General features: G+C 69.0%; 24 protein-coding genes and 2 tRNA genes. 17 read left to right on the forward strand and 9 right to left on the reverse strand.

Annotated elements, in window-relative coordinates; translation table 11 throughout:
* The first annotated feature begins 54 nt into the window (after window positions 1–54).
* Window positions 55–588: a glycine zipper 2TM domain-containing protein gene (locus AC1MLT_RS03520; RefSeq protein WP_481033894.1), complete on the forward strand. Its 534-nt coding sequence runs from the start codon at window positions 55–57 to the stop codon at window positions 586–588.
* Between the two features lie 89 nt (window positions 589–677).
* Here AC1MLT_RS03520 and AC1MLT_RS03525 read toward each other — a convergent pair whose 3' ends face one another.
* On the reverse strand, window positions 678–1,202 hold the full coding sequence (locus AC1MLT_RS03525; protein ID WP_481033895.1) for an FKBP-type peptidyl-prolyl cis-trans isomerase: 525 nt from the start codon (window positions 1,200–1,202) through the stop codon (window positions 678–680).
* A 210-nt stretch (window positions 1,203–1,412) separates the two neighbouring features.
* Here AC1MLT_RS03525 and AC1MLT_RS03530 point away from each other — a divergent pair, with 210 nt between their 5' ends.
* From AC1MLT_RS03530 to AC1MLT_RS03540, 3 genes are all read left to right on the forward strand, one after another.
* On the forward strand, window positions 1,413–2,558 hold the full coding sequence (locus AC1MLT_RS03530) for a JmjC domain-containing protein (RefSeq protein ID WP_481033896.1): 1,146 nt from the start codon (window positions 1,413–1,415) through the stop codon (window positions 2,556–2,558).
* A complete protein-coding gene (locus AC1MLT_RS03535; RefSeq protein WP_481033897.1) occupies window positions 2,545–3,072 on the forward strand; it encodes a hypothetical protein in 528 nt (175 codons plus the stop codon). The genes AC1MLT_RS03530 and AC1MLT_RS03535 overlap by 14 nt, the downstream gene beginning before the upstream one ends.
* A gap of 134 nt (window positions 3,073–3,206) precedes the next feature.
* A complete protein-coding gene (locus AC1MLT_RS03540; protein WP_481033898.1) occupies window positions 3,207–3,491 on the forward strand; it encodes a hypothetical protein in 285 nt (94 codons plus the stop codon).
* A 109-nt stretch (window positions 3,492–3,600) separates the two neighbouring features.
* On the opposite strand, the gene AC1MLT_RS03545 is transcribed toward AC1MLT_RS03540, so the two are convergent.
* The 3 genes from AC1MLT_RS03545 to AC1MLT_RS03555 form a co-directional block, all read right to left on the reverse strand.
* Window positions 3,601–4,575: an aldo/keto reductase gene (locus AC1MLT_RS03545; RefSeq protein WP_481033899.1), complete on the reverse strand. Its 975-nt coding sequence runs from the start codon at window positions 4,573–4,575 to the stop codon at window positions 3,601–3,603.
* A 72-nt stretch (window positions 4,576–4,647) separates the two neighbouring features.
* Entirely contained in the window at window positions 4,648–5,247 is a 600-nt protein-coding gene (locus tag AC1MLT_RS03550; RefSeq protein WP_481033900.1) for a chromate transporter, read from the reverse strand.
* Window positions 5,244–5,828 carry a chromate transporter gene (locus tag AC1MLT_RS03555; RefSeq protein ID WP_481033901.1) on the reverse strand — a complete coding sequence of 195 codons (585 nt, stop codon included), beginning with the start codon at window positions 5,826–5,828 and terminating at the stop codon, window positions 5,244–5,246. Before AC1MLT_RS03555 ends, AC1MLT_RS03550 begins: the two co-directional genes overlap by 4 nt.
* A 104-nt stretch (window positions 5,829–5,932) precedes the next feature.
* On the opposite strand from AC1MLT_RS03555, the gene AC1MLT_RS03560 reads away from it, so the two are divergent.
* The 4 genes from AC1MLT_RS03560 to AC1MLT_RS03575 all read left to right on the forward strand — a co-directional run bounded on the left by AC1MLT_RS03560 (window position 5,933) and on the right by AC1MLT_RS03575 (window position 11,601).
* Complete coding sequence (locus tag AC1MLT_RS03560) at window positions 5,933–6,868, forward strand: YihY/virulence factor BrkB family protein (RefSeq protein WP_481033902.1); 936 nt, start codon at window positions 5,933–5,935, stop codon at window positions 6,866–6,868.
* Window positions 6,865–8,073, forward strand: a complete 1,209-nt coding sequence (locus AC1MLT_RS03565; protein WP_481033903.1) for a DUF3734 domain-containing protein — start codon at window positions 6,865–6,867, stop codon at window positions 8,071–8,073. The genes AC1MLT_RS03560 and AC1MLT_RS03565 overlap by 4 nt, the downstream gene beginning before the upstream one ends.
* Before the next feature lie 48 nt (window positions 8,074–8,121).
* Window positions 8,122–8,904 (forward strand): 3-hydroxybutyrate dehydrogenase, encoded by a 783-nt coding sequence (locus AC1MLT_RS03570; RefSeq protein WP_481033904.1) that lies wholly within the window; start codon window positions 8,122–8,124, stop codon window positions 8,902–8,904.
* 135 nt (window positions 8,905–9,039) lie between these two features.
* Window positions 9,040–11,601 carry a YgiQ family radical SAM protein gene (locus tag AC1MLT_RS03575; protein ID WP_481033905.1) on the forward strand — a complete coding sequence of 854 codons (2,562 nt, stop codon included), beginning with the start codon at window positions 9,040–9,042 and terminating at the stop codon, window positions 11,599–11,601.
* A 72-nt stretch (window positions 11,602–11,673) separates the two neighbouring features.
* Here AC1MLT_RS03575 and AC1MLT_RS03580 read toward each other — a convergent pair whose 3' ends face one another.
* Window positions 11,674–13,560 (reverse strand): PhoX family protein, encoded by a 1,887-nt coding sequence (locus tag AC1MLT_RS03580; RefSeq protein WP_481033906.1) that lies wholly within the window; start codon window positions 13,558–13,560, stop codon window positions 11,674–11,676.
* Window positions 13,561–13,674: 114 nt separating this feature from the next.
* On the opposite strand from AC1MLT_RS03580, the gene AC1MLT_RS03585 reads away from it, so the two are divergent.
* Window positions 13,675–13,751 (forward strand) — tRNA-Pro (locus tag AC1MLT_RS03585).
* Between the two features lie 75 nt (window positions 13,752–13,826).
* A tRNA-Arg gene (locus tag AC1MLT_RS03590) sits at window positions 13,827–13,903 on the forward strand.
* Here the strand turns inward: AC1MLT_RS03590 and AC1MLT_RS03595 are convergent.
* A complete protein-coding gene (locus AC1MLT_RS03595; protein ID WP_481034893.1) occupies window positions 13,862–15,040 on the reverse strand; it encodes an acyltransferase family protein in 1,179 nt (392 codons plus the stop codon). The genes AC1MLT_RS03590 and AC1MLT_RS03595 overlap by 42 nt on opposite strands.
* Before the next feature lie 411 nt (window positions 15,041–15,451).
* Here AC1MLT_RS03595 and AC1MLT_RS03600 point away from each other — a divergent pair, with 411 nt between their 5' ends.
* Window positions 15,452–15,661, forward strand: a complete 210-nt coding sequence (locus AC1MLT_RS03600; RefSeq protein ID WP_481033907.1) for a hypothetical protein — start codon at window positions 15,452–15,454, stop codon at window positions 15,659–15,661.
* Window positions 15,662–15,810: 149 nt separating this feature from the next.
* Window positions 15,811–15,996 (forward strand): hypothetical protein, encoded by a 186-nt coding sequence (locus AC1MLT_RS03605; protein WP_481033908.1) that lies wholly within the window; start codon window positions 15,811–15,813, stop codon window positions 15,994–15,996.
* Between the two features lie 47 nt (window positions 15,997–16,043).
* Here the strand turns inward: AC1MLT_RS03605 and AC1MLT_RS03610 are convergent, their stop codons facing one another.
* Window positions 16,044–16,283 carry a hypothetical protein gene (locus AC1MLT_RS03610; protein ID WP_481033909.1) on the reverse strand — a complete coding sequence of 80 codons (240 nt, stop codon included), beginning with the start codon at window positions 16,281–16,283 and terminating at the stop codon, window positions 16,044–16,046.
* A 154-nt stretch (window positions 16,284–16,437) separates the two neighbouring features.
* On the reverse strand, window positions 16,438–17,253 hold the full coding sequence (locus tag AC1MLT_RS03615) for an OBAP family protein (protein ID WP_481033910.1): 816 nt from the start codon (window positions 17,251–17,253) through the stop codon (window positions 16,438–16,440).
* A 152-nt stretch (window positions 17,254–17,405) separates the two neighbouring features.
* Between AC1MLT_RS03615 and AC1MLT_RS03620 the strand changes: the two genes are divergently transcribed.
* Window positions 17,406–18,071 carry an SOS response-associated peptidase gene (locus tag AC1MLT_RS03620; protein WP_481033911.1) on the forward strand — a complete coding sequence of 222 codons (666 nt, stop codon included), beginning with the start codon at window positions 17,406–17,408 and terminating at the stop codon, window positions 18,069–18,071.
* 18 nt (window positions 18,072–18,089) lie between these two features.
* On the opposite strand, the gene AC1MLT_RS03625 is transcribed toward AC1MLT_RS03620, so the two are convergent.
* Window positions 18,090–19,052: a threo-3-hydroxy-L-aspartate ammonia-lyase gene (locus AC1MLT_RS03625; RefSeq protein ID WP_481034895.1), complete on the reverse strand. Its 963-nt coding sequence runs from the start codon at window positions 19,050–19,052 to the stop codon at window positions 18,090–18,092.
* Between the two features lie 113 nt (window positions 19,053–19,165).
* On the opposite strand from AC1MLT_RS03625, the gene AC1MLT_RS03630 reads away from it, so the two are divergent.
* The 4 genes from AC1MLT_RS03630 to AC1MLT_RS03645 all read left to right on the forward strand — a co-directional run bounded on the left by AC1MLT_RS03630 (window position 19,166) and on the right by AC1MLT_RS03645 (window position 22,486).
* A complete protein-coding gene (locus tag AC1MLT_RS03630) occupies window positions 19,166–19,642 on the forward strand; it encodes a hypothetical protein (RefSeq protein WP_481033912.1) in 477 nt (158 codons plus the stop codon).
* Between the two features lie 108 nt (window positions 19,643–19,750).
* Window positions 19,751–20,560, forward strand: coding sequence for a DUF5672 family protein (locus AC1MLT_RS03635; RefSeq protein ID WP_481033913.1), 810 nt, complete (start codon window positions 19,751–19,753; stop codon window positions 20,558–20,560).
* Window positions 20,561–20,683: 123 nt separating this feature from the next.
* Window positions 20,684–22,240 (forward strand): phospholipase D family protein, encoded by a 1,557-nt coding sequence (locus AC1MLT_RS03640; RefSeq protein WP_481034896.1) that lies wholly within the window; start codon window positions 20,684–20,686, stop codon window positions 22,238–22,240.
* 27 nt (window positions 22,241–22,267) lie between these two features.
* Complete coding sequence (locus AC1MLT_RS03645) at window positions 22,268–22,486, forward strand: hypothetical protein (protein ID WP_481033914.1); 219 nt, start codon at window positions 22,268–22,270, stop codon at window positions 22,484–22,486.
* The last annotated feature ends 83 nt before the right edge of the window (window positions 22,487–22,569 follow it).

Here is a 22,569-nt window from a genome sequence, read left to right on the forward strand (position 1 = left end):
GTCAGTGTCGCCGCAGCGCCTCCATCAGGCCGCGCGACAGCAGGAGCCACAGCCATGAAGACGATATCCCAGACCCAGACCGAATCCAGGACCAGGACACGACCGGCGCGATCCCTCTCCCTGGCCGCCGCCGTGGTGGCGATCGCCACGCTGACGGCCTGCGCCGCCCCGGGGCCGGCCTACGAGACGGCCCGCTATCCCTACCAGCCGCATTCCCGCCCGGTGGCGCAGGCCCCGTATGTCGACTACGGGCGGATCGCCAACATCGAGGTCGTGCGCAGCGAGACGCAGGGCTCCGGTCCGTCGGGCGGCGGCGCGATCGCCGGTGGTCTGGTGGGTGGCGTGGTCGGCAACCAGTTCGGCGGCGGTGGCGGACGCGCCGCGATGACGGCGCTGGGCCTGGTGGGCGGCGCCCTGCTGGGCAATCGCATCGAGTCCAACAACAACGCCCCGCGCGCCTACGAGACCTATCGCATCTCGGTGCAGACCGACTACGGCGGCTATCGCGCCTTCGACGTGCCGACACCGGGCGACCTGCGGGTGGGCGACCGGGTGCGGATCGAGAACAACCAGTTGTCCAGGTACTGACGCCACGATGCACGCGCGCCAGAAGCAGCGAAGCCGGGTCATGCGCCCGGCTTTTTTCTTTGCTGCGTCCGGCTCGAGGGCCGCTTCGCTCAGTGCAGCAGGTCGTTGCCCGGCGTCTTGGGCGCGACGCTGAAGAAGCCGGTGCCGGCGGTCCCGCTGCCGATCTCGTCCTCGGTCGCCTCGCGCACCGATCGCACCGTCAGGTCCAGCCGCAGCGCGATGCCCGCGAGCGGGTGATTGCCGTCGAGCACGAGGTGCTCGGGATAGACCTCGCTGACGGTGTAGATCGCATCGCGCGGGATGTCCGGGCTGGTGCCGGCGGGCAGGGCGGCGCCGTCGAAGGTCATGCCTTCCTCCGTGCCTTCGGGGAAGAGCGCGCGGGGCTCCAGGAACAGCAATTGGTCGTTGAAGTCGCCGAAGGCCTGCTCGGGCTCCAGCTGCAGTTGCACGCGGGCACCGGGCTCATGGCCCTGCAGCGCGGCTTCGATCGCATCGAAGAGGTCGTCGCCGCCGACCAGGAACTCCACCGGCTCGTCCAGCACGTCCAGCACATCGCCCAGGGTGTCCTTGAGCGTCCAGGTCAGTCCGACCACGCATTGTTCTGAAATTTCCATCGAAGAATGATCCTGGCCGCTGCGACGGCCCTGCTTGGGTTGTTGACGTTCGGTTCCAGGCTCGGCATCGCCCGGGCATGGACTTTAACGATGTTTGGTCGACCCCGGCGGACGAGGTCGACGTGGAGCGAGCGTCCGTCGGTCCCGCCCGCGCGCGCGGAAAAGCGCTCAGGCGCCAGGCACGCATCGCTTCTCAAGCAGAATTCCCCGATGGATCTCGACCAACCCTCATCCCTGCTCGGCGGCCTGACGCCGACGCAGTTCATGCGCCGGCATTGGCAGAAGAAGCCGCTGCTGGTGCGCCAGGCCGTGGCGCTGGACGGCCCGCCGGTGTCCCGCAATGCCCTGTTCGATCTGGCCGCGCGCGACGACGTCGAGTCGCGCCTGATCCGCCAGGGCACCAGCGGCTGGACCCTGCGGCACGGCCCGTTCGCGCGCCGCGCATTGCCATCGGCCCGGCAGCCCGGCTGGACGCTCCTGGTGCAGGGCGTGGACCTGCACGACGATGCCGCGCATGCGCTGCTGCGGCGCTTTCGCTTCCTGCCCGATGCGCGGCTGGACGACCTGATGATCAGCTATGCCGGCGACGGCGGCGGCGTCGGCGCGCATTTCGACAGCTACGACGTGTTCCTGCTGCAGGTGCAGGGCACGCGCCGGTGGTCCATCGGCCGCCAGCGCGACCTGAGCCTGCAGCCGGACGTGCCGCTGAGGATATTGAGTCACTTCGAACCCGAGCAGACCTTCGACCTCGAACCCGGCGACATGCTCTACCTGCCGCCACGCTATGCCCACGACGGCGTCGCGGTGGGCGGCGACTGCATGACGTGCTCGATCGGCCTGCGCTCGCCGGCGGCCTCGGCGCTGGGCGCCGACCTGCTGGCGCGCATCGCCGAGGCGGGCGCCGACGCCCTGCAGGACGAGCCGGCGTCGCGACCCCGGCACTACCGCGATCCGGCGCAGGCGGCGGTGGAGGCGCCCGCCGCCATGCCCGCCGCCCTGCAGGCCTTCGCGCGCGACGCGGTGGAAGCCGCGTTGCGCGAGGCCGACGTGGTCGAACGCGCCCTGGGCGAGTCCATGACCGAGCCCAAGGGCAACGTGTGGTTCGAGCCCGGCGACGCGCCTGAAGGGGTGCCCGCGCATCTGGTGCTCGACCGGCGCACGCGCATGCTCTACGACGCGCGCCATGTCTTCATCAATGGCGAGAGCTTCCGCGCCGCCGGCCGCGATGCCACGCTGATGCGGCGACTGGCCGATCGGCGCGAACTCGACGCCCGCGCGCTGCAGGGCGCCAGCACGGAGGCCATCGAGCTGCTGGGCGACTGGTGCGCCGCGGGATGGGCCCATGTCGCCGGTTGATCCCGCGCCGGATGCCATCGGAGCGGCCGGCATCGGTCTGCCGGATGGTCCCTTCGACGGCCGGCTGGCATTCCACGCGCTGCTGCATGCGGCCTTCGAGAGGGCCGCGCGTGAAGGCTGGCGGCAGATCGTCCTGTGCGATCCGACCTTCGGCGACTGGCCGCTGGGCGAGCGCGCCGTGGCGGCCGCGCTGAACGACTGGGCGTCGAGCGGACGCAGCCTGACGATGGTGGCGGGCGATTTCGGCGTGTTCGAGCGCGAGCATGCGCGCTTCGTGCAGTGGCGCCGGACCTGGAGCCATCTGGTCGATTGCATCGCCTGCGGCGGCCCGGGCGCGCCGGCCGTTCCCAGCGCCCTGTGGACGCCGCAGTGGTTCCTGCACCGGATCGACGCCGAGCGCAGCCGGGGCGTCAGCGGCCGCGATCCCCAGCACCGGCGGGCCTTGCGCGAGCAGATCGACGAGTGCCGTCGGCGGGGTCGACCGGGGTTTCCGGCCACGACGCTGGGCCTCTGATCGCCGGGCGAGGACGGCCGGACGGGCATTTGGATGACGGCGCAGAGGCGTCCAGGCCAACGCCGGGGTCCTGTTTTGCCCTGAGGATCGACCTAGAATTTATTTTCACGCTTCACTTCTCTAGGAGATTGCATATGAACAAGTCCGTCCTGATCGCTGCCCTGATGGCCGCCGCCGCCCTGACCGCCTGCGGCAAGAAAGAAGAGCCCGCCGCGCCGGCCGTCGTGACGCCCGCACCGGCCGTGGTCACGCCGGCACCGTCGACGACGATGACGCCGGCCGATCCGATGGCCCCCGCCGCATCCGGCGCCACCAGCGGCATGGGCATGAGCGCACCGTCGCCGGCTGCCTCGTCGGCGCTCGACGCCGCCAATGCCGCCACCGATGCCGCGCGCAACGCCGCCTCGGCACCCAGGTAAGCGATCCATCGCGTGACCCCCTCCGGGGTCCCAGATGGCAAGAAAAGGCCGGATCGATGACTTGATCCGGCCTTTTCTCATGGGGCCACGCAGGCCCCCGGGGACGCGCTCAGACGCCTTCGTAGCGCGCGCCGGGCTCGCTGGCCTCGTCGAGTTCGTGGATCGACGCGGCATCGAGGCGCAGCTCGGCCGCCGCGGCGAGTTCGCGCAACTGCTCCAGCGACGTAGCGCTGGCGATGGGTGCCGTGATCGCCGGCCGTGCCAGCTGCCAGGCCAATGCCACGCGGGCGATCGGCACGCCTTGCCGGCGTCCGACGAGGTCGAGCGCCGCCAGGATCCGCAGACCACGCGGGTTGAGGTACTTGCGGGTCGTGCTCTCGCCGCGCGGGCTCTTGCGCGCATCGGCCTCGGTGCGGTACTTGCCGGTCAGGAAGCCCGCCGCCAGGGCATAGAAGTTGATGACGCCGATCCCGCGCTCGAGGCACAGGGACTCCAGCGCGTCCTCGAATTCGCTGCGGTCGTACAGGTTGTAGAGCGGCTGCAGGCTCTCGTAGCGCGGCAGGCCGTCGCGCTCGGCCACATCCAGCGCCGCGGCCAGGCGGGGCGCCGTGTGATTGGAGGCGCCGATGGCCCGCACCTTGCCGGCCTTGACCAGGTCGGCGAAGGCGCCCAGCGTCTCCTCGAAGGGCGTGCCGGAATCATCGTCGTGCGACTGGTAGAGGTCGATGTGATCGGTCTTCAGGCGCCGCAGCGAGGCATCGACCGCCTCGCGGATGTAGGCCGCCGACAGGCCCGACTTGCCATCGCCCATCGGCTTGCCGACCTTGGTGGCGAGCACGACGCGGTGGCGCTTGCCGCTCTGGGCGAACCACTTGCCGATGATCGTCTCGGACTCGCCGCCGACGTGGCCGGGCACCCAGCGCGAGTAGACGTCGGCCGTGTCGACGAAGTTGAAGCCGGCATCGAGCCAGGCGTCGAGCAGGCTGAACGAGAGCTTCTCGTCGACGGTCCAGCCGAAGACGTTGCCGCCGAAGGCGAGTGGCGAGACCTGCAGGCCGGAGCGGCCGAGGGGACGGAGTTCCATGGTGGGTGTCCTTTCTTCGTTGAAGACGTCGTCGAGTGGCTCTGGGCGGCGGCGGAGGGTGCGGCAGGGCGCTCAGACGAAGCCGGCCGCGCCGAGCGCCGCGCCGGCACCCAGCAGCCACAGCAGGTGGATGCGGGTGCGCCAGACCACGAGCGCAGCCGCGCCGGCCACGAGCCACAGGTGCCAGGGTGGCGTGTCCGGCGCCCGGTTGCCCGCCGCCAGCACCCAGCCGGTGGCGATCAGCAGGCCGACCACGACCGGTGCCATGCCCTGCTTGAAGGCGCGGACGTCGCGCCGGGCGCGATTGCGATGGCCCCAGCGCGTGGCGAAATAGGTCAGGGTGGTGCTCGGCAGCAGGATGCCCACCATGGTGATCGCCAACCCGAGGAAGCCGAGCAGCCAGGCATGGATGCCGCCGTCGATGCCGCCGCCGGCGTTGAGCCCCACGTTCCAGCCCATCAGGCCGACGAACAGCACGTTGGGCCCGGGCGCGGCCTGCGCGATGGCGACCGACGAGGTGAACTGCGTGCCGCTGAGCCAGCCGTTCTGCACCACCAGGTAGCGCTGCATGTCCGGCACGGTGGTGATGGCGCCGCTGATCGAGAGCAGCGAGAGCAGCAGGTATTGGCCGAAGAGCGCGAGCCAGTCGTGCCAGTGCATGACGATGGTCATGGCGCGATCTTTCGCCAGGTCTGGATGCAGGCGGCGGCGCCGACCGTCAGCAGCACCCAGCCGAGCGGGATGCGGGCCAGCGCGATGGCGCCGAACACCAGCGCGACGAGGCCCAGGCAGAGCGGGAAGCCCAATGGGTTCTTGCGCAGTTGCGGCACCAGCTTGAAGCCCGTGGCGGCGATGATGCCGCCGGCGATGGCTCCCATGCCGCGCAGGGCGCCGGCGACCCGTGGATCACCGGCGAAGTAGGTGTAGAGCACCGCCAGCACCATCACCACCACCAACGGGGCCGAGAGCAGGCCGGCGACGGCGGCGGCGGCGCCGCGCAGGCCGAAGTAGCGGTCGCCGATCATCACGGCGAGATTGACCACGTTGGGACCCGGCAGCACCTGGGCGACGGCCCAGTCCTCGATGAACTCGTCCGGCGTCAGCCAGCGCTTCTTCTCGACGATCTCGCGCTGCACCACCGCCAGCACGCCGCCGAAGCCCTGCAACGCCAGCACCGTGAAGGAGAGGAACAGGTCGGCCGTCGAGCTGGGACGGGGACGGTCGGGGAGGGAGTCGGAAACGGCCGGTTGCATGGCCGCCGATTATGGTTGCGCCGACCGATCCGCGTCGGCGGCGCGGCGGAAGTACCGACATGGGCCGACATCGCACGGACGCCGGCTGCGGTGACACTCGGGGCATGTCCCCGAGCGCACTCTTCGATCTCTTCAAGCAGGCCTTCCTCTCATGGAAGAACGATTACGCCCCCAGCATGGGGGCCGCACTGGCCTACTACACCATCTTCTCGGTGGCGCCGCTGCTGCTCATCGTGATCTCGGTGGCGGGCCTGGTGTTCGGCCGCGACGCGGCGCGCGGCGAGATCTTCGCCCAGCTCTCCGGTCTGATGGGCGCGCAGGGCGCGCTGGCCGTGCAGGGCATGCTCGAGGCCGTCAACAAGCCCATGGAGGGGATCGTGGCGACGGTGGTGGGCGTCTCGATCCTGGTGATCGGCGCGACCACGGTGTTCGGCGAACTGCAGGACGCCATGGACCGCATCTGGCGCGCCCCGGCGCGCGACGACAGCAGCGGCGTCTGGAGCATCGTGCGCGTGCGCCTGCTGTCCTTCAGCATGGTGATGGGCATCGGCTTCCTGCTCATGGTGTCGCTGATCGCCAGCGCGGCCCTGGCGGCGTTGGGCAAGTGGTGGGCGCCGATGTTCGGCGGCTGGGCCACCCTGGCGCAGGCGGTGAACTTCCTCTTCAGCTTCGCGATGGTGACGGTGATCTTCGCCATGATCTACAAGCTCATGCCGCGCGTGAAGGTGGAGTGGCGCGACGTCTGGACCGGCGCCGGCGTCACGGCGCTGCTGTTCACGGTCGGCAAGCACCTCATCGGGCTCTACATCGGCAAGAGCAGCGTGGCCTCGGGCTATGGCGCGGCGGGCTCGCTGGTGGTGGTGCTGGTGTGGGTCTACTATTCGGCGCAGATCTTCCTGCTGGGAGCGGAGTTCACCTGGGTCTACGCGCAGAAGTTCGGCTCCCTCAAGAACAAGCCCCACGCGGTCCACGAGACCTCCGGCGACGCCAGCCGGGGTGTGCCGCCCGAGCGTGGCGACCTACCTTCACCGACGCCATGAGCAACTCCGAGACCCCGCCAGCCAATCCTCGCAATCAGGACATCACCTTCGCGCGGCGGGCGCTGGTGCTGCAGGGCGGCGGTGCCCTGGGGGCCTACCAGGCCGGCGTCTATGCCGGCGCCCACGAACGCCACAAGGAGGTCGACTGGGTGGCCGGCGTGTCGATCGGCGCCATCAATGCCGCGCTGATCGCCGGCAACGCGCCGGAGCGCCGCATCGACCGGCTCAAGGAATTCTGGTATCTGGTGTCGTCCGGCCTGCCGCAGCAGTTGCCATCGTGGGCCGGCGGGCGCGAGTGGCAGAACCAGTTCAGCGCGGCATCGGCCGCGCTGCTGGGCATTCCCGGCTTCTTCCAGCCGCGCGTGACGCCGGCGCTGCTGCTCGGCGCCAACGCGCCGCTCCTGAGCTACTACGACACCGAACCACTGCGCGCCACGCTGGAGCGGCTGGTCGACTTCGACCGCATCAACGACTGCGGGACGCGCTTCAGCGTCGGCGCGGTCAACGTGCGGACCGGCAATTCGATCTATTTCGACAACACCGTCCACCGCATCGGACCGGAGCACATCATGGCCAGCGGCGCGCTGCCGCCGGGCTTCGCGCCGGTGCACATCGATGGCGAGGACTACTGGGATGGCGGCATCGTCTCGAACACGCCGCTCCAGTACGTCCTCGACACCCACCCGCGCGACGAGTCGCTGCTGGTGCTGCAGGTCGACCTGTTCAGCGCCCGGGGCGCCATGCCGCGCACGCTGGGCGAGACCCTGGAGCGGCAGAAGGACATCACCTATTCGAGCCGGACGCGCATGAACACCGATGCGCTGGCCTCCAACATGAACCTGCAGCAGGCCATCGCCGATCTCATGGCCAAGCTGCCGCCGCAGCTGCGCGACGACCCGAGCGTCGCCGCCGTGCGCGCCGAGCTGACCCACGAGCCGATCGAGATCGTCCACCTGATCTACCGCAACAAGCCCTACGAGCTCGAATCGAAGGACTACGAGTTCTCGCGCGCCTCGGTCGAGGAACACTGGGACGCCGGCCTGCGCGACATCCGCCACACGCTCGACCATCCGGAGCTGCTGCGGCAGGCCTCCGACGTCAATGGCGTGACCACCTTCGACCTGACCGATCCGCAATCGCGCCGCGTGCGCCATCCGATGCACGCGCCCGCCGTGGCGCACCGGCCGCCGCGAGCGCAGCGCTGACGCCGCGGTCATCCCACCGCTTTTCCATCCCACTCAAGGAACACATCCATGCAACTCAAGGACAAGGTCGCTTTCGTCACCGGCTCGGCCAGCGGCATCGGCAAGGAGATCGCGCTGCTCTATGCGAAGGAGGGCGCCAGGGTCGTCATCGCCGACCTCAACAAGGAGGCCGCCGATGCCACCGCCGCCGAGATCTCGGCCAGCGGCGCGCAGGCCATCGGCGTCGGCGTCGACGTGACCAGCGAGGAGCAGGTCGACGCCGCCGTCGAGGCGGCCGCGAAGGCCTTCGGCAGCATCGACATCCTGGTGAGCAACGCCGGCATCCAGATCGTCCACCCGGTGGAGGAATTCACCTTCGCCGAATGGAAGAAGATGCTGGCCATCCACCTCGATGGCGCCTTCCTCACCACCAAGGCCTGCCTGAAGCACATGTACGCGCAGGGACGCGGCGGCAGCGTGATCTACATGGGATCGGTGCACTCCAAGGAGGCCTCGGTCATGAAGGCCCCCTACGTGACGGCCAAGCACGGCCTCATCGGCCTTTGCAAGACGGTCGCCAAGGAAGGCGCCAAGCATGGCGTGCGGGCCAATGTCATCTGCCCGGGCTTCGTGCGCACGCCGCTGGTGGAGAAGCAGATCCCCGAGCAGGCCCGCAACCTGGGCATGAGCGAGGAGGACGTCGTCAAGAAGGTCATGCTCAAGGACAGCGTGGATGGCGAGTTCACCACCACCGACGACGTCGCCCGCGTGGCCCTGCTGTTCGCCGCCTTCCCGACCAATGCGCTGACCGGCCAGTCGATGGTGGTCAGCCACGGCTGGTTCATGCAGTAGCAGGGAGGACGTTGTCCCCACGGGGCGACGGACCGGGCGGAAAACCCTAAAATCCCCGGTTGCCCGGCCCGGGCGCCACCCACAGGCGGATGCAGGTTTCCGCCCTCCATCACTCCATCCGTCCCTCCCTATCCGATGAACGCCCCCGTCGACGTCTCCTTCTTCGCGCGCGCGGCCAAGCCGCTGACCAGCTATCGCAAGTACTGGGCGGCCCGCTTCGGCACCGCGAAATTCCTGCCGACCTCGCGCGAGGAGATGGCCGCGCTCGGCTGGGACAGCTGCGACATCATCGTGGTCACGGGCGATGCCTATGTCGATCACCCGAGCTTCGGCATGGCGGTCATCGGCCGCATGCTGGAGTCGCAGGGCTTCCGCGTCGGCATCATCGCCCAGCCGGACTGGCAGAGCGCCGATCCCTTCAAGGCGCTGGGGCGGCCCAACCTGTTCTTCGGCGTGACCTCGGGCAACATGGATTCGATGATCAACCGGTACACCGCCGACCGGAAGATCCGCAGCGACGACGCCTACACCCCCGGCGACGTCGGTGGCAAGCGGCCCGACCGCGCCGCCATCGTGTACTCGCAGCGTTGCCGGGAAGCCTGGAGCGACGTGCCCATCATCCTCGGCGGCATCGAGGGCAGCCTGCGGCGCATCGCCCACTACGACTACTGGTCGGACAAGGTGCGCCGCTCGATCGTGGTGGACGCCAAGTGCGACCTGCTGCTCTATGGCAACGCCGAGCGCGCCATCGTCGAGATCGCCCACCGCCTGGCCGCGCGCGAGCCGGTGCAGGAGATCACCGACGTGCGCGGCACCGCCTTCGTGCGTCGCGCCACGCCCGAGGGCTGGTTCGAGATCGACTCCACAAGCATCGACGAACTCGGCCGCGTCGAGGCCCACGTCAATCCCTACCTGATGGTGTCCGATCAGGCCAAGGCTAATGGCGCCACCTGCGCCAAGGAGGACGAGGCCCAGGCCGTCGCCCAGGCCGCCGAGGCGCGGGGCCCGATCGCCAGGTCGCCAGCGATGCCATCGGCGGCGGGCGCGGGTGGAATGGGAGACGCGGTGCAACCGCTGCGCTTCATGCCCAACCCGAACCTGCGCCCGGCGTCGCAGGTCCCGCGTCACGAGCCGTCGCCGGAGGCGTCGACCGCCGAGGCCCCGGAAGCCGCCAGGCCGGTCTCCACCCGCATCAAGGTGCCGCCGCGCGAGCGCTCGGTGATCCGCCTGCCGTCGTACGAGCAGGTCCGTGCCGACCCGGTCCTGTATGCCCACGCCAATCGCGTGCTGCACCTGGAGACCAATCCCGGCAATGCCCGCGCGCTGGTGCAGGCGCATGGCGAGGGCGCCACCGCGCGCGACGTCTGGGTCAATCCGCCCCCGATCCCGCTCACTACGGCCGAGATGGACCACGTGTTCGACCTGCCGTATGCGCGCAGTCCGCATCCGCGCTATGCCGACGAGACCGGCGGCCACGACGGCGCCACCAAGATCCCGGCCTGGGAGATGATCCGCTTCAGCGTGAACATCATGCGCGGCTGCTTCGGCGGCTGCACCTTCTGCTCGATCACCGAGCACGAGGGCCGCATCATCCAGAGTCGCTCGGAGGATTCGATCATCAAGGAGGTCGAGGCCATCCGCGACAGCGTCAGCGGCTTCACCGGCACCATCTCCGACCTCGGCGGGCCGACCGCCAACATGTATCGCCTGGGCTGCAAGAGCCCGGAGATCGAGGCCGCCTGCCGCAAGCCCAGTTGCGTCTATCCGGGCATCTGCCAGAACCTCGGCACCAACCACGATCCGCTGATCAAGATCTACCGCCGCGCCCGCGCGCTGCGCGGCATCAAGAAGATCCTGATCGGGTCCGGCCTGCGCTACGACCTGGCCGTGCAGAGTCCGGAGTACGTCAAGGAACTGGTGCAGCACCACGTCGGCGGCTACCTGAAGATCGCGCCCGAGCACACCGAGCAGGGCCCGCTCACCAAGATGATGAAGCCCGGCATCGGCAGCTACGACCGCTTCAAGCAGATGTTCGAGAAGTTCTCGGCCGAGGCGGGCAAGAAGCAGTACCTGATCCCGTACTTCATCGCCGCCCACCCCGGCACCAGCGACGAGGACATGATGAACCTCGCCATCTGGCTGAAGAAGAACGGCTTCCGCGCCGACCAGGTGCAGACCTTCTATCCGAGTCCCATGGCCACCGCCACCGCCATGTACCACAGCAACCGCAACCCGCTGCGCAAGATCACGCGCACCAGCGAGACGGTGGACATCGTGCGCGGCGACAAGCGCCGCCGCCTGCACAAGGCCTTCCTGCGCTACCACGATGCCAACAACTGGCCGCTGCTGCGCGAGGCCTTGAAGGCGATGGGCCGGGCCGACCTGATCGGCAACGGCAAGCATCACCTGATCCCGACCTGGCAGCCCCTGACCGATGGCAGCTACACCAGCGCGCGCAGGAAGAACTCGTCCGGCGGCACGGCGGAGAAGGCCGGTGCCACGGCCGTCAACTCGCCCACCAAGGGCCGCCTGCTGACGCAGCACACCGGACTGCCGCCACGCGACAACGGCTCTGGCCGGCAGGGCGGCGCGGCGGGTGGCCTGGCGCGTTCGAACGTGGCGCCGGGCTCGTCCGCCGCCAGCGGTGGCCTGCGCCCGAAGGCGATGCCGGCCCGGCCGATCCGCAAGGGTCGCTGAAGCCACTCCGGGAGCGACCGGGGAACGGTCCGATCGCGGTGGCGGGTCGCGGCTGACCGTGCCCGCGCGATCTCAGGTCCCGACGATCCCGCCGTCGCGCCGGCGCACCACCACCGTGGCCGAACGCGGCGGCGCGCTGCCCGGCACGGCGTCCTCGGGCCAGGCACTGCTGACCGCGCCGGTCCTGCTGTCGCGGCGCTCGCCCGGATGCTGGATGTTCACGAACAGCGTGCGCCGGTCCGGCGTCAGCACGCAGCCCGTCACCTCGCAGCCGTTCGGCCCCACCATGAAGCGGCGGATGCGTCCGCTGGCCGGCTCGGCGCACAGCAGCTGGTTGTTGCCCAGAGCCGCGAGCCCGTCCTTGCCGATCGCCGAGCCGCCCATGTCGGTCTGGATCCACAACAGCCCCGAGGCATCGAAATGCAGCCCGTCGGGCGAGCCGAAGGCATCGGCATCCGCCGTCGGATAGCGGGCGCCGGTGCCGGCCAGCATCGGATCGCCCGCGCGCAAGAAATGGTCCCACGCGAAGCTCTCGCTGCCGGCGTCGCCGCCATCCTCGCGCCAGCGCAGGATGCCACCGAAGAGATTGGGCGCGCGCGGGTTGGCGGCATCGGCGGCGGGCTGGCCGGGATCGCCGCGCAGGATGTTGTTGGTCAGCGTGACATAGACCTCGCCGGTGTGCGGATGCACGGCGATCCACTCCGGGCGGTCCATCTTCGTGGCGCCGACCGCATCGGCCGCGAGCCGCGCCTGCACCAGCACCTGGGCCTGGTCGGCGAAGCCCGACGCGGCATCCAGCCCGGCGCGGCCGTGCGTGAGTTCGAGCCAGCGGCCACGGCCATCGGCGTCGTAGCGCGCCGCGTAGAGCGTGCCGTCGTCGAGCAGGCCGCGATTGGCCGCGCGGGCGGCGGCATCGTGGCCGGGACGGACCCGTTCGCGGCTGACGAACTTGTAGACGTACTCGAAGGCCGAGTCGTCGCCCATGTAGACGGCCACGCGTCCGTCGGCCGTCAACGTGCAGGTGGCGCTCTCCTGCCGCTTGCGGCCGAGCGCGGTGCGCTTGACGGGCGTGGAGCTCGGGTCGAAGGGATCGATCTCGACCACCCAGCCGAAGCGGTTCGCCTCGTTGGGCTGGCGGGACAGGTCGAAGCGCTCGTCGAAACGCCAGTACTCGACCCACTGCGAGCCCGGCACCGTGCCATAGCGCCGCTGGGCCGGGGTGGCAGTCGCGGCGGCATCCTTCGGGCCGCCGAAGTAGCCGTGGAAGTTCTCCTCGCAGGTCAGGTAGGTGCCCCAGGGCGTGACGCCCATCGCGCAGTTGGCGAAGGTGCCCAGCGCGCGCGTGCCGCCGGGGTCGGCCGTCGTGCGCAGCCATGCCGTGCCGGCCGCCGGGCCGGCCATGCGCATCGGCGTGCGTCCATGGATGCGGCGCGCGTAGGCCGAGGGCAGCACCTGCCGCCAGCCCCGGGCGGTGCGCTCGATCTCGATCACCGACACGCCCATCGCATGCAGCGACTTGGCGACCTTCTCCGCGCTGGCCGGCTTGGCGCCATCGGCATGCAGCAGGTTCTCGTCGGTGTACTCGTGGTTCATCACGAGCAGGCCACGACGGCTCTCGCCGGGACCGCCATCCGCGAGCGGGAAGAAATGCATGCCATCGTGATGCATGCCGGCCTGCAAGGCCTGATCGGCCGCCGAGTTGCCGCGATCCGGCGCGAAGGCGGGCATCGCGCCCGCGACGCCGGTGGGCGAGCCCCAGGGGTACAGCACCTCGAAGTCGTATTCCGGCGGCAGCGTGATGCCGTCGTGCAGGGTGGCCGCGACGTGGCCGAATCCCAGCACCGGGGTGGCACCACCGACACCGCCGCCTCGGGGCAGGGCGCAACCGGCGCCCATCAGCGAGACGAGGGCGGCGGCACCGGACTGGAGGAAGAAGCGGCGATCGAAGGTGGAAGTCATGGCGTGGACAGCAAGATCCGGTGCGTCGATCGACGACGGGACCAGTCTTTTCGACATTCCCGGCGATCGCGCAAAAGAAACGAGTCTAGCCACAGGTTAGAATCGCGGGCTTGTCGGGGTGTAGCGCAGCCTGGTAGCGCATCTGGTTTGGGACCAGAGGGTCGAAGGTTCGAATCCTTTCGCCCCGACCAAGTTCTTGTTTCCTCTCTTCTCTGGCATGGACCACCACACCCGGTCCTGCCGTCCGGAAGTCCTGCTTCTCTCGTCTGTCCGTAGCTCAGTTGGATAGAGCATCGGCCTTCTAAGCCGAATGTCGGGGGTTCGATCCCCTCCGGACAGGCCACTCGGGCTCCGATGCCGCCCGATGCCGGGCAGCCAGTTCCCCCTGATTCCCGCCCTCGTGCGCCGTCTTTGGTGGCGGCGACCGCGTCATGCGTCTCCCGATCCTCACGAACGGCCGCTCGATCAGCACATAGCTCAGCGAAGCCAGGATCAGGCTGCCCATCAGCGCGGCCAGGGCGCCCGCCATTCCTTCCCATCCCAGGCGATCGCGCACCCACAGCATCATCGGGAAGTGGCAGAGGTAGATCGCATACGAGGTCTCGGAGATCCAGAAGACGATCCGGCTGCGGATCGGCTGGCTGTTGAGCGCCGTCACCAGCAGCAGTGCGATCCCGATGCCCGTGACGAACATTGGATTGAAGACCAGGTAGTACGGCAGGGCGAGGAACACCAGGAGCGCCAGGCTCAGCGACAGCACGGGGTTGATGCGCGCCACGGCCTGCCGATGGAAGTGGATCCAGGCGCCGAAGACGAAGAAGACGACCTGCGCCAGGAAGTGGTTGACCACGAACAGGTAGGCCTGGCCGGGGTTCGTGTCGCTCGTGCCGGGGTAGAGGAAGTCCAGCGCGCCCGTGCTGGCCATGTAGACCCAGGCGGTCGACACGAGCACGGCGATCAGGACCGTCGGCCAGCGCAGCGTCCGGTTGCCGATGAGCAGCAGCGGGGCGAGCACGTACCAGAGCACCTCGACGGTCAGGGTCCAGGTGACATGCAGCACGTCGAACTTCATCAGCGCCGCCGGGAACAGGTGCTGCAGGAAGGCGAGGTTGATGATGAAGGCCCACGGGTCGGCGGCGATGGCGCCGGCCGTGACGACCCTGGCCCTGATCCCGATCGCCAGGAAGAAGAAGAGATAGGCCGGGACGATCCGGAAGAAACGATGGATCGCATAGTCGCGCAGGCCGTGCTTTTCGCAACTCGCGCTGATCAGATAGCCGCTGATGACGAAGAACAGCTGCACGCCGAACCAGCCGCCCGAGGCACCGAAGAACGGCACATTGCCGCCGAACACGTGCTGACCGTGATGGATGAACACCGCGGTGATCGCGAGCGCGCGCAGCAGGTCGACATTGTTCTGCCGCGAGTCGTCGAGGAGCGCGCGCAAGTCGGCGCCGAGCGCGAAGGGTGAGGCCGTCATGGCGCCTGGTTGCTTCCTGTCCGAGAGGAATCGATGGTGGAGGGCCCGCGAGGGGGGCGTCAGATCGGGTGTGGTTCGGGACGGGTCCTGCGGGAACAGGCGCTCCACGGGTCGAGCGGTCACCGCTGCGCCGGTCTTCTTGCCGCCGACGGTTGTCCGACGGATGCGCGCGATCCGGGCGTCGGACGAGGGCGCGAACTTCAGTGACCGATCCGGCAGATCCCATCGCTCGCCCTGGTCCGGTGCGGGCACATGGCGGACGATCGGTGGATGGCGTTCATGACCGCAGCGGGGCTCGGCGCGGGTCGCCCCATGCGATGTTTCGGGACGCGCGGGTGGGCCGATGTCCGACGCGGACCGCGATTCGTGCGAATCTAATTTCTCGACTCACACAGCGAGACGGGGAAGATCATGGTCAAGGACGCAGGGCAACGCCACGGTGATCAGCAAGACAACAAGCGCGTCTTCCGATGGGGCATCGGCGCGGTGGTGGTGCTGGTCCTCGCCGCGCTGGTGTTCAACAGCTTCATCAAGCGTCCCGTGGCCGAACCGACCACCTCCACAGGGACCTCCACACCGGCGTCCACGCCGCAACCGCTGGGCGCGGGAACGCCCAAATAGAGAACGTGCCGATTCCCGGTGACGAGGAAATGCCCGCTCGACCGTCACGCTGCAGCGCTTCCGGCAGCATCTGATGGTTCGGCATCGTCACCCGGCCATCCGTCCCCTGGACCCACCGATGGACCGACTCATTGACTGATGGATTGATAATGCCGAACGACCTGGACCAGAAAACAAGCCGGCGCGAATCGAATCGGCCCTTTCGCTGGATGATCGTCTTTCTCATCGCGCTGGTCGTCTGCGCGGTGGGATGGATCGCATTTTCGAGAGCGTCGCCCGACAGCCTGGTCGACCCACCGACGGCCGCGAAGCCGCCTCTGCCGATGCCACGCTAGCGCGTCTTTGGCCGCATGCGAAGCCACCGGATGGCTGGGGCGGCCGTTCAGAGTTCGAACAACTGTCCCCTGACCAGATCGCCCAGCGTGTCGTAGCGGCATTCGGGATGGGGATAACGGTCGAGCAGGCGGGCGCAGATCGTCACGATCTCGGTCGCGAAATCGATCTGCGTCTGGTCGATCGGCTCGCCCGGCCGCAAGAGGCCGGCACGTGCCGCCGCCAGGGAGAAATGCTGGCGGATCTCTTCCGCCGGGATCCCAGCCATGAAGCTTTCGTCTGGATTCATGCGCGCTCCTGAAGGATGGATCTGATGATGGGGCGTCGGGAAGTGCCTCAGTGATGTGACATGCAAGTCTGAAGTGTGATGGAAAAGTCTTAACGGAACGTGAAGCCGGACCCTTCTCATGAGAGGGCCACGGCCTTCGCCGTATCGACGGGCTTCACTGACCCCGGTTGGAGCGGGCGTTGGTGTCGGGCGAAGGAGTAGGAGAGCCCAGGGTCGCCCGCTCGTGCACATGCTGACTGCCGGTCGGATCCGCGATCTGGAATGTCCTGCCGCGCTGCCAGGCGTCGGCCCCGGGGTCGATCGCCGGCGTGGGGATGTCCTCGCGCTGTTTCCTGCGCTCGGCGCTGTCGACGCCGAAGCGTCGATCGCGGGCTGCCACCATGGCGGCATCGGACTGGCCGTCGGCGGTGAAGCCCATCATCAGCTGGGGCACGCCCAGCGGCAGCTGCTTGTCCAGGTCCGTGTGCCAGGTGTGCCAGGTCTTGCCATAGGTGTTGACGAGTTTCTTCATCAGTTCCTTCTCCGCGGCTTCCGGGATGCCGGGCGCGATGAGCTGGCCGGACTTCACCTCGTGCACGTGGCTGTGCCAGAGCGCCTTTTCCTCGGCCGGCAGGGTGGCATAGAGCCGGGCATCGACGATGTACTCGACGCCCATGATCTTGGCGTCCTTGAGGTTGCCGTCGTAGATCACGCACTGGATCAGGTCGTCGTTGAGCAACGTGCAGTAGTGATGCGCCTCCATCTGGATGTTCTGCCGGCCGTTGTAGAAATGGAAGCCATCCAGATAGGCGTTGATCGCCTCGACCGGAGGCATGTTCTGCAGCGCGGCGGCGCCCGCCTCGAGCATCCTGTTCTTGGTCGTCTCCGGCCGGCCCGGCGCTTCCACGTTCGAGGCCGTGTTGCTTTCCTTGCCGCAGCCGGCCAGCGTGGCGGCCGTCGCGACGACGGTGATCCAGAAACGTGCACGCATGGGGTTCCCTCCGCAAAAGAGGATGAAGCTAGGGGCATGGATGCCGTTCGTCTATAGGAGGCGGTCACCCAGCGATCCTCGAATCCCGCCCGTGTGCATGGGCACCGGGCACCGCGGCGGCACGCGTTGCTCCCGCTGCGCAGAATCCGCCGATGTGCAATCGATACGAGACGCCGGACGAACTCGCCGTGCAACGGTACTGGCAGGTCGGGCGCCAGGACGCCACGGCGCCCTGGCCACGCGGCGTCTTCCCCCGCGCGCCCGGCCCCTTCATCCGCCGGGCGCGCGAGGCCGCCGGCTACGAGCGTGAGGTGGTGCTCGGCCAGTGGGGCCTGATTCCCTGGTTCGCCAAGGAGGCCAAGCTGAAGTACCCGACCAACAACGCGCGGTCCGAGGAGCTCGAGCAGAAGGCCAGCTACAAGGAGCCATGGAAGCGGGGCCAGCGCTGCATCATTCCGGCGGCGACCTTCGACGAACCCAACTGGGAGACCGGCCACAACGTCTGGTGGCGTTTCCGCCGGACCGACGGCGATCCCTGGGGCCTGGCGGGTCTGTGGAACACCTGGACCGACAAGGCCACCGGTGAGGTGCTCGAGAGCTACACCATGCTGACGATCAATGCCGACGAGCATCCGCTGATGCGGCGCATGCACAAGCCCGATCCCAAGGCGAGCGCCGACCACCCCGACAAGCGTTCCGTCATCCCGCTCGACCCCTCGGACTTCGACCGATGGCTCGAGGGCACGCCGGCGCAGGCGCGCGCCTTGCTCCGGCTGGCGCCGGTCGAGGTCTTCGACGCCGGACCGGCATCCGACTGACCGGGATGCCGCGCCTCCTCAGCCCGCGAGGAGGGTCGCGTAGCGCGCCAGATCGACATTGCCGCCGCTCACGATGACGCCCACCCGCGCATCGCGCAGCATCGGCGCATCGGCGACCGCCCCGGCGAAGGCCAGGCAGCCGGTCGGCTCCACCACCATCTTCATGCGCTCGGCGAAGAAGCGCATGCCCTCGATCAGCTGGACATCGGTCACGGTGCGGATGTCCGCGACATCGCGCCGGATGATGCCGAAGGTGAGTTCGCCCAGGTGCGTGGTCTGCGCGCCATCGGCGATGGTGCGTGGGGTGTCGATGTGGACGATGTGCCCGGCGCGCAGCGATTGCCGGCCATCGTCGCCGGCTTCGGGCTCGACGCCGTAGACCCGGCAGCCGGGCGACAGCGCCTTCGCCGCCAGGGCCGAGCCACTGATCAGGCCGCCGCCGCCCAGGCAGACGTAGAGGGCGTCGAGCGGGCCGACCTCCTCGAACAACTCCTTGGCGGCGGTGCCCTGGCCGGCGATCACGTCGGCATGGTCGTAGGGCGGGACCAGGGTCATGCCGCGCTCGGCGGCGAGTTGTCGGGTGAGGGCCTCGCGGTCCTGCGCGAAGCGGTCGTAGAGCACCACCTCGGCGCCATAGCCGCGTGTGGCGGCGAGCTTGGCGGCCGGCGCGTCCTGCGGCATGACGATCAGGGCGGGCATGTCCAGGAGGCGCGCCGACAGGGCGACCGCCTGGGCGTGGTTGCCGGAGGAGAACGCGATGGCGCCGCCCTGGCGCTGCGTCGCGTCGAAGCGCGCCAGCGCATTGAAGGCACCACGGAACTTGAAGGCCCCCATGCGCTGGAAGTTCTCGCACTTGAAGAAGAAGCGGGCGCCCCAGCGGGCGTCGGCGGTGGAGGAGCGCAGCACCGGGGTGCGGTGGGCCTGGTGCCGCAGCCGCTCGGCGGCGATGGCGACGTCTTCATAGGTGGGGAGGTCCTGCATCATGGCGCACAGCTTAAGCGGCGCCGGGGATCCCTGTTTCGGAACAAGCCCCAGGAGGGCATCGAGTAACACATTGTTAGCATGAAGCTTCCCCTCACTTCCAGTGTCTGCTCATGCGAATCCCCGGTTTCCAAGGTCTGGCCCTCCAGGGCCTCGTGCTCGCCTCGGTGCTCCTGGCGGGCTGCTCGACCTCCCAGCAGGTCCAGCTCTCCAAGCGGTCCTACCATCCGCCCGTCACCAGCGTGGCGCAGTCGCCGCAGGATGGCAACTCGCCCGAGATGACGGCCCATCTGGTCGATGCGCTGCGCGACGCGGGGCTGACGGTCAAGGCCCCGCTGTCCCCCGGCACGCGCACCGCCCCGGACGTCGATGCGATCGTGAGCTATGTCGACGTCTGGCGCTGGGACGTGAAGATGTACATGAAGTCGCTGTCGGTCCAGCTGTTCGACGCCAAGACGGGTGATCTGCTGGTCACCGGTCAATGGCAGGACTCCTCGATGCATGGCTTCCGCGATGCCCGGGAAGCGATGCGCGGGGTGGTGGCCGAGATGGTCGAGACCCTGCGCGGCGCCGGCGCCACGCGACACTGAGGTCCCGGCCGCGCCACGCGCGCGGCCCGACCCGGCGACGTTGTCCGACGTCGCCACGCCGTCCCGTTCGCCGTCGGCCCGGCGGGGCGCGCCGGCATCATGCCGGCGATGAAACCCCATCTGGTCACCGTCGTCATCCATGCCCACCTGCCCGAGCCCGAGCCGCTGGAGCAGGTCTCGCTCGCGCAGACCCTGGCCATCCTGGGCCGCCATCCCATCACCTTCGTCGTGCCGACGGGCCTCGACACCCGCTGGTACGAGGACTTCTGCCGTGGCCGCGCCACCATCCGTTTCCTGCGCTTCGAATGGAATGGCCTGGACGAATATGCCCGGATGCTGCTGAGCCCGCGCTTCTATGCCCGCTTCCACGACTATCGCTACCTGCTGATCTGCCATCTCGATGCCTTCGTCTTCCGCGACGAGCTGACGGCGTGGTGCCACCGGGGCTACGACTACGTCGGGGCGGTGATCCACCACCGCACCTGGGAGCGCGGGCACCAGCGCTCGCTCGGCCGGGCCGCGAACCACGACACGCTGCACAAGCTGCTGCGCGCGACCTCGACGGGCTATCTCGCCAATGGCGGCTTCGGCCTGCGCAAGGTCGACACCTTCCTGCGCCTGACGCGCCGCTTCGAGCGCTACATCGACCTCTATGCCGATCTGGCCGTGGCGCGCGGCCGGGGCGTGTGGGAGGACCTCTTCGTGCTGCGCCACTTCCCGCGGCAGTCGCGCGACTTCAAGGTGCCGCCACGTCGCATCGCGGCCCGGTTCGGCGCCGAGCACGTCGACGAGGTCGCGCCGGACCTGCGCTCGGGCCGGCGTGAGCTCGCCGAGCTGCCGTTCGGCATCCACGGCTGGATCCAGTTCCAGCCGGAGGTCTGGAAGCCCTACGCGCGGCGATTTGGGCACGCCGTCTGACCGAGCGGCCGCATCGGCTGGGAAACAATCCGACGCACCATGTACGTCCGTTCCCCATCCCGCCCCGTGTCCGACGATTCACAGCCTCGTGGCTGGATCGCGACCTGGTGGCACCGTGTCGCGATGCTGCTGGCAGCGCTTTCGCTGGTGGCCTGCGCGCTGCCCCCGCGCGCGGACCTGGCGCCATCGCGGGCACTGACGGCCGACGAGGCGGCGACCACGGCGATCGGCCAGGCCGTGGCGCAGCGGGCGGCCGCGCAGCCGGCGGGCAGTTCCGGCATCCATCCGCTGCCCGATGGCATCGACGCCTTCGCCGCCCGCATGCTGCTGGCGGCGGCGGCCGAGCGCACGCTGGACGTGCAGTCGTACATCTGGCGCGACGACACCACCGGCCGCCTGCTGCTCCAGGCGCTGCGCGAGGCGGCCGATCGCGGCGTGCGGGTCCGGCTGCTGCTGGACGACAACGGCATCCCGGGCCTCGACCCGGTCCTGGCCGCGCTGGACGCCCATCCCCGCATCGAGGTGCGGCTGTTCAACCCGTTCACGGTGCGCTGGTTCAAGCCGCTGGGCTTCGTCACCGATTTCTCGCGCGCCAACCGGCGCATGCACAACAAGTCCTTCAGCGCCGATGCCCAGGCGACCATCATCGGCGGGCGCAACATCGGCGACGAGTACTTCGACGCGCTGGTCGAGGGCCTGGTCTTCGCCGACCTCGACGTCCTGGCCTTCGGTCCGGCGGCGCGCGACATCGCGACCGATTTCGACCGCTACTGGGCCAGCGAATCGGCCTATCCGGTGGACCTGCTGCTGGGGCCGGGGCGATCGGCCGACCTGGCGCCCCTGGATCGCATCCGCGCCGAGGTCGCGGCCGATCCCGAGCGCCGTCGCTATCTGCGAGCGGTCAAGGGTTCCGACTTCGCGGTCGACCTGCGCGCCGGCCGGCTGAGCCTGGAGTGGGCCGCCGTGCAGACCCTGAGCGACGATCCGGCGAAGGGGCAGGGCGCGGTGGCGCGCAGCGATCTGATGGCCTCCGAACTGGAGCGCCTGCTGCGCAAGCCGCGTCGTGACGTCGAACTGGTGTCGGCGTATTTCGTGCCGGGCGCCGAGGGCGTGGCCGCCTTCACCGCGCTGGCGCGGCAGGGCGTCCGGGTGCGCATCCTGACCAACGCCCTGGAGGCCACCGACGTGGCGGCGGTTCATTCAGGCTATGCGCGACGCCGCGTGCCATTGCTGGCGGCCGGGGTGGAACTGTTCGAGATGCGCCGCCGGGGCGGCCTGCCCGGTGGCAGTAGCATTGGCAGCGGTGGTGGTGGAGGCGGCAGCGGGGGCTCGGGCGCCGTCGGAAGCTCGGATTCGAGCCTGCATGCCAAGACCTTCTCGGTCGATCGCCAGCGCGTCTTCATCGGCTCCTTCAACTTCGATCCGCGCTCGGCGCACCTGAACACCGAACTCGGCTTCGTCATCGACAGTCCGGTGCTCGCCGCCGCCGTCGAGGATGCCTTCACGCGCCAGATCCCCGCGCAGTCCTACCAGGTGAAGCTCGATGCGCAGGGACGCCTCCACTGGCTGGAGCCGACATCCGATGGCGTCGTGCGCCACGACACCGAGCCCGGCACGACATGGTGGAAACGCACGGGCGTGCGCCTGATGTCGTGGTTGCCGATCGAATGGCTGCTGTGAAGCGGCCGGGAAAGCGAGGAATCGAAGATGGATGACGATGCCGACCCGGCCCTGATGTCGGACCGCGAACTGGCCGTGGCGATCCAGCGACACCGGCGTGCCGCCCTGCGTGGCAGCGGCTACCTGGCACAACGCGGCGACCGGCTGGAACAGGAGCTGCGGCGGCGCGCCGGCATCGTCAGCGAGTTCGGCGCGCCGCTGCGCTTCGCCTCGGCGCCCAGGCGTCCATGGTGGAAATTCTGGTGAATTCGCAATGATCCCGGGTCGGATTTCACCTGCAATCACTGATAGTATCAAAGTACTACTTAAGTGTTTGAGTGTGAGGAGAC

Source organism: Variovorax sp. PEI5, assembly GCF_056679935.1.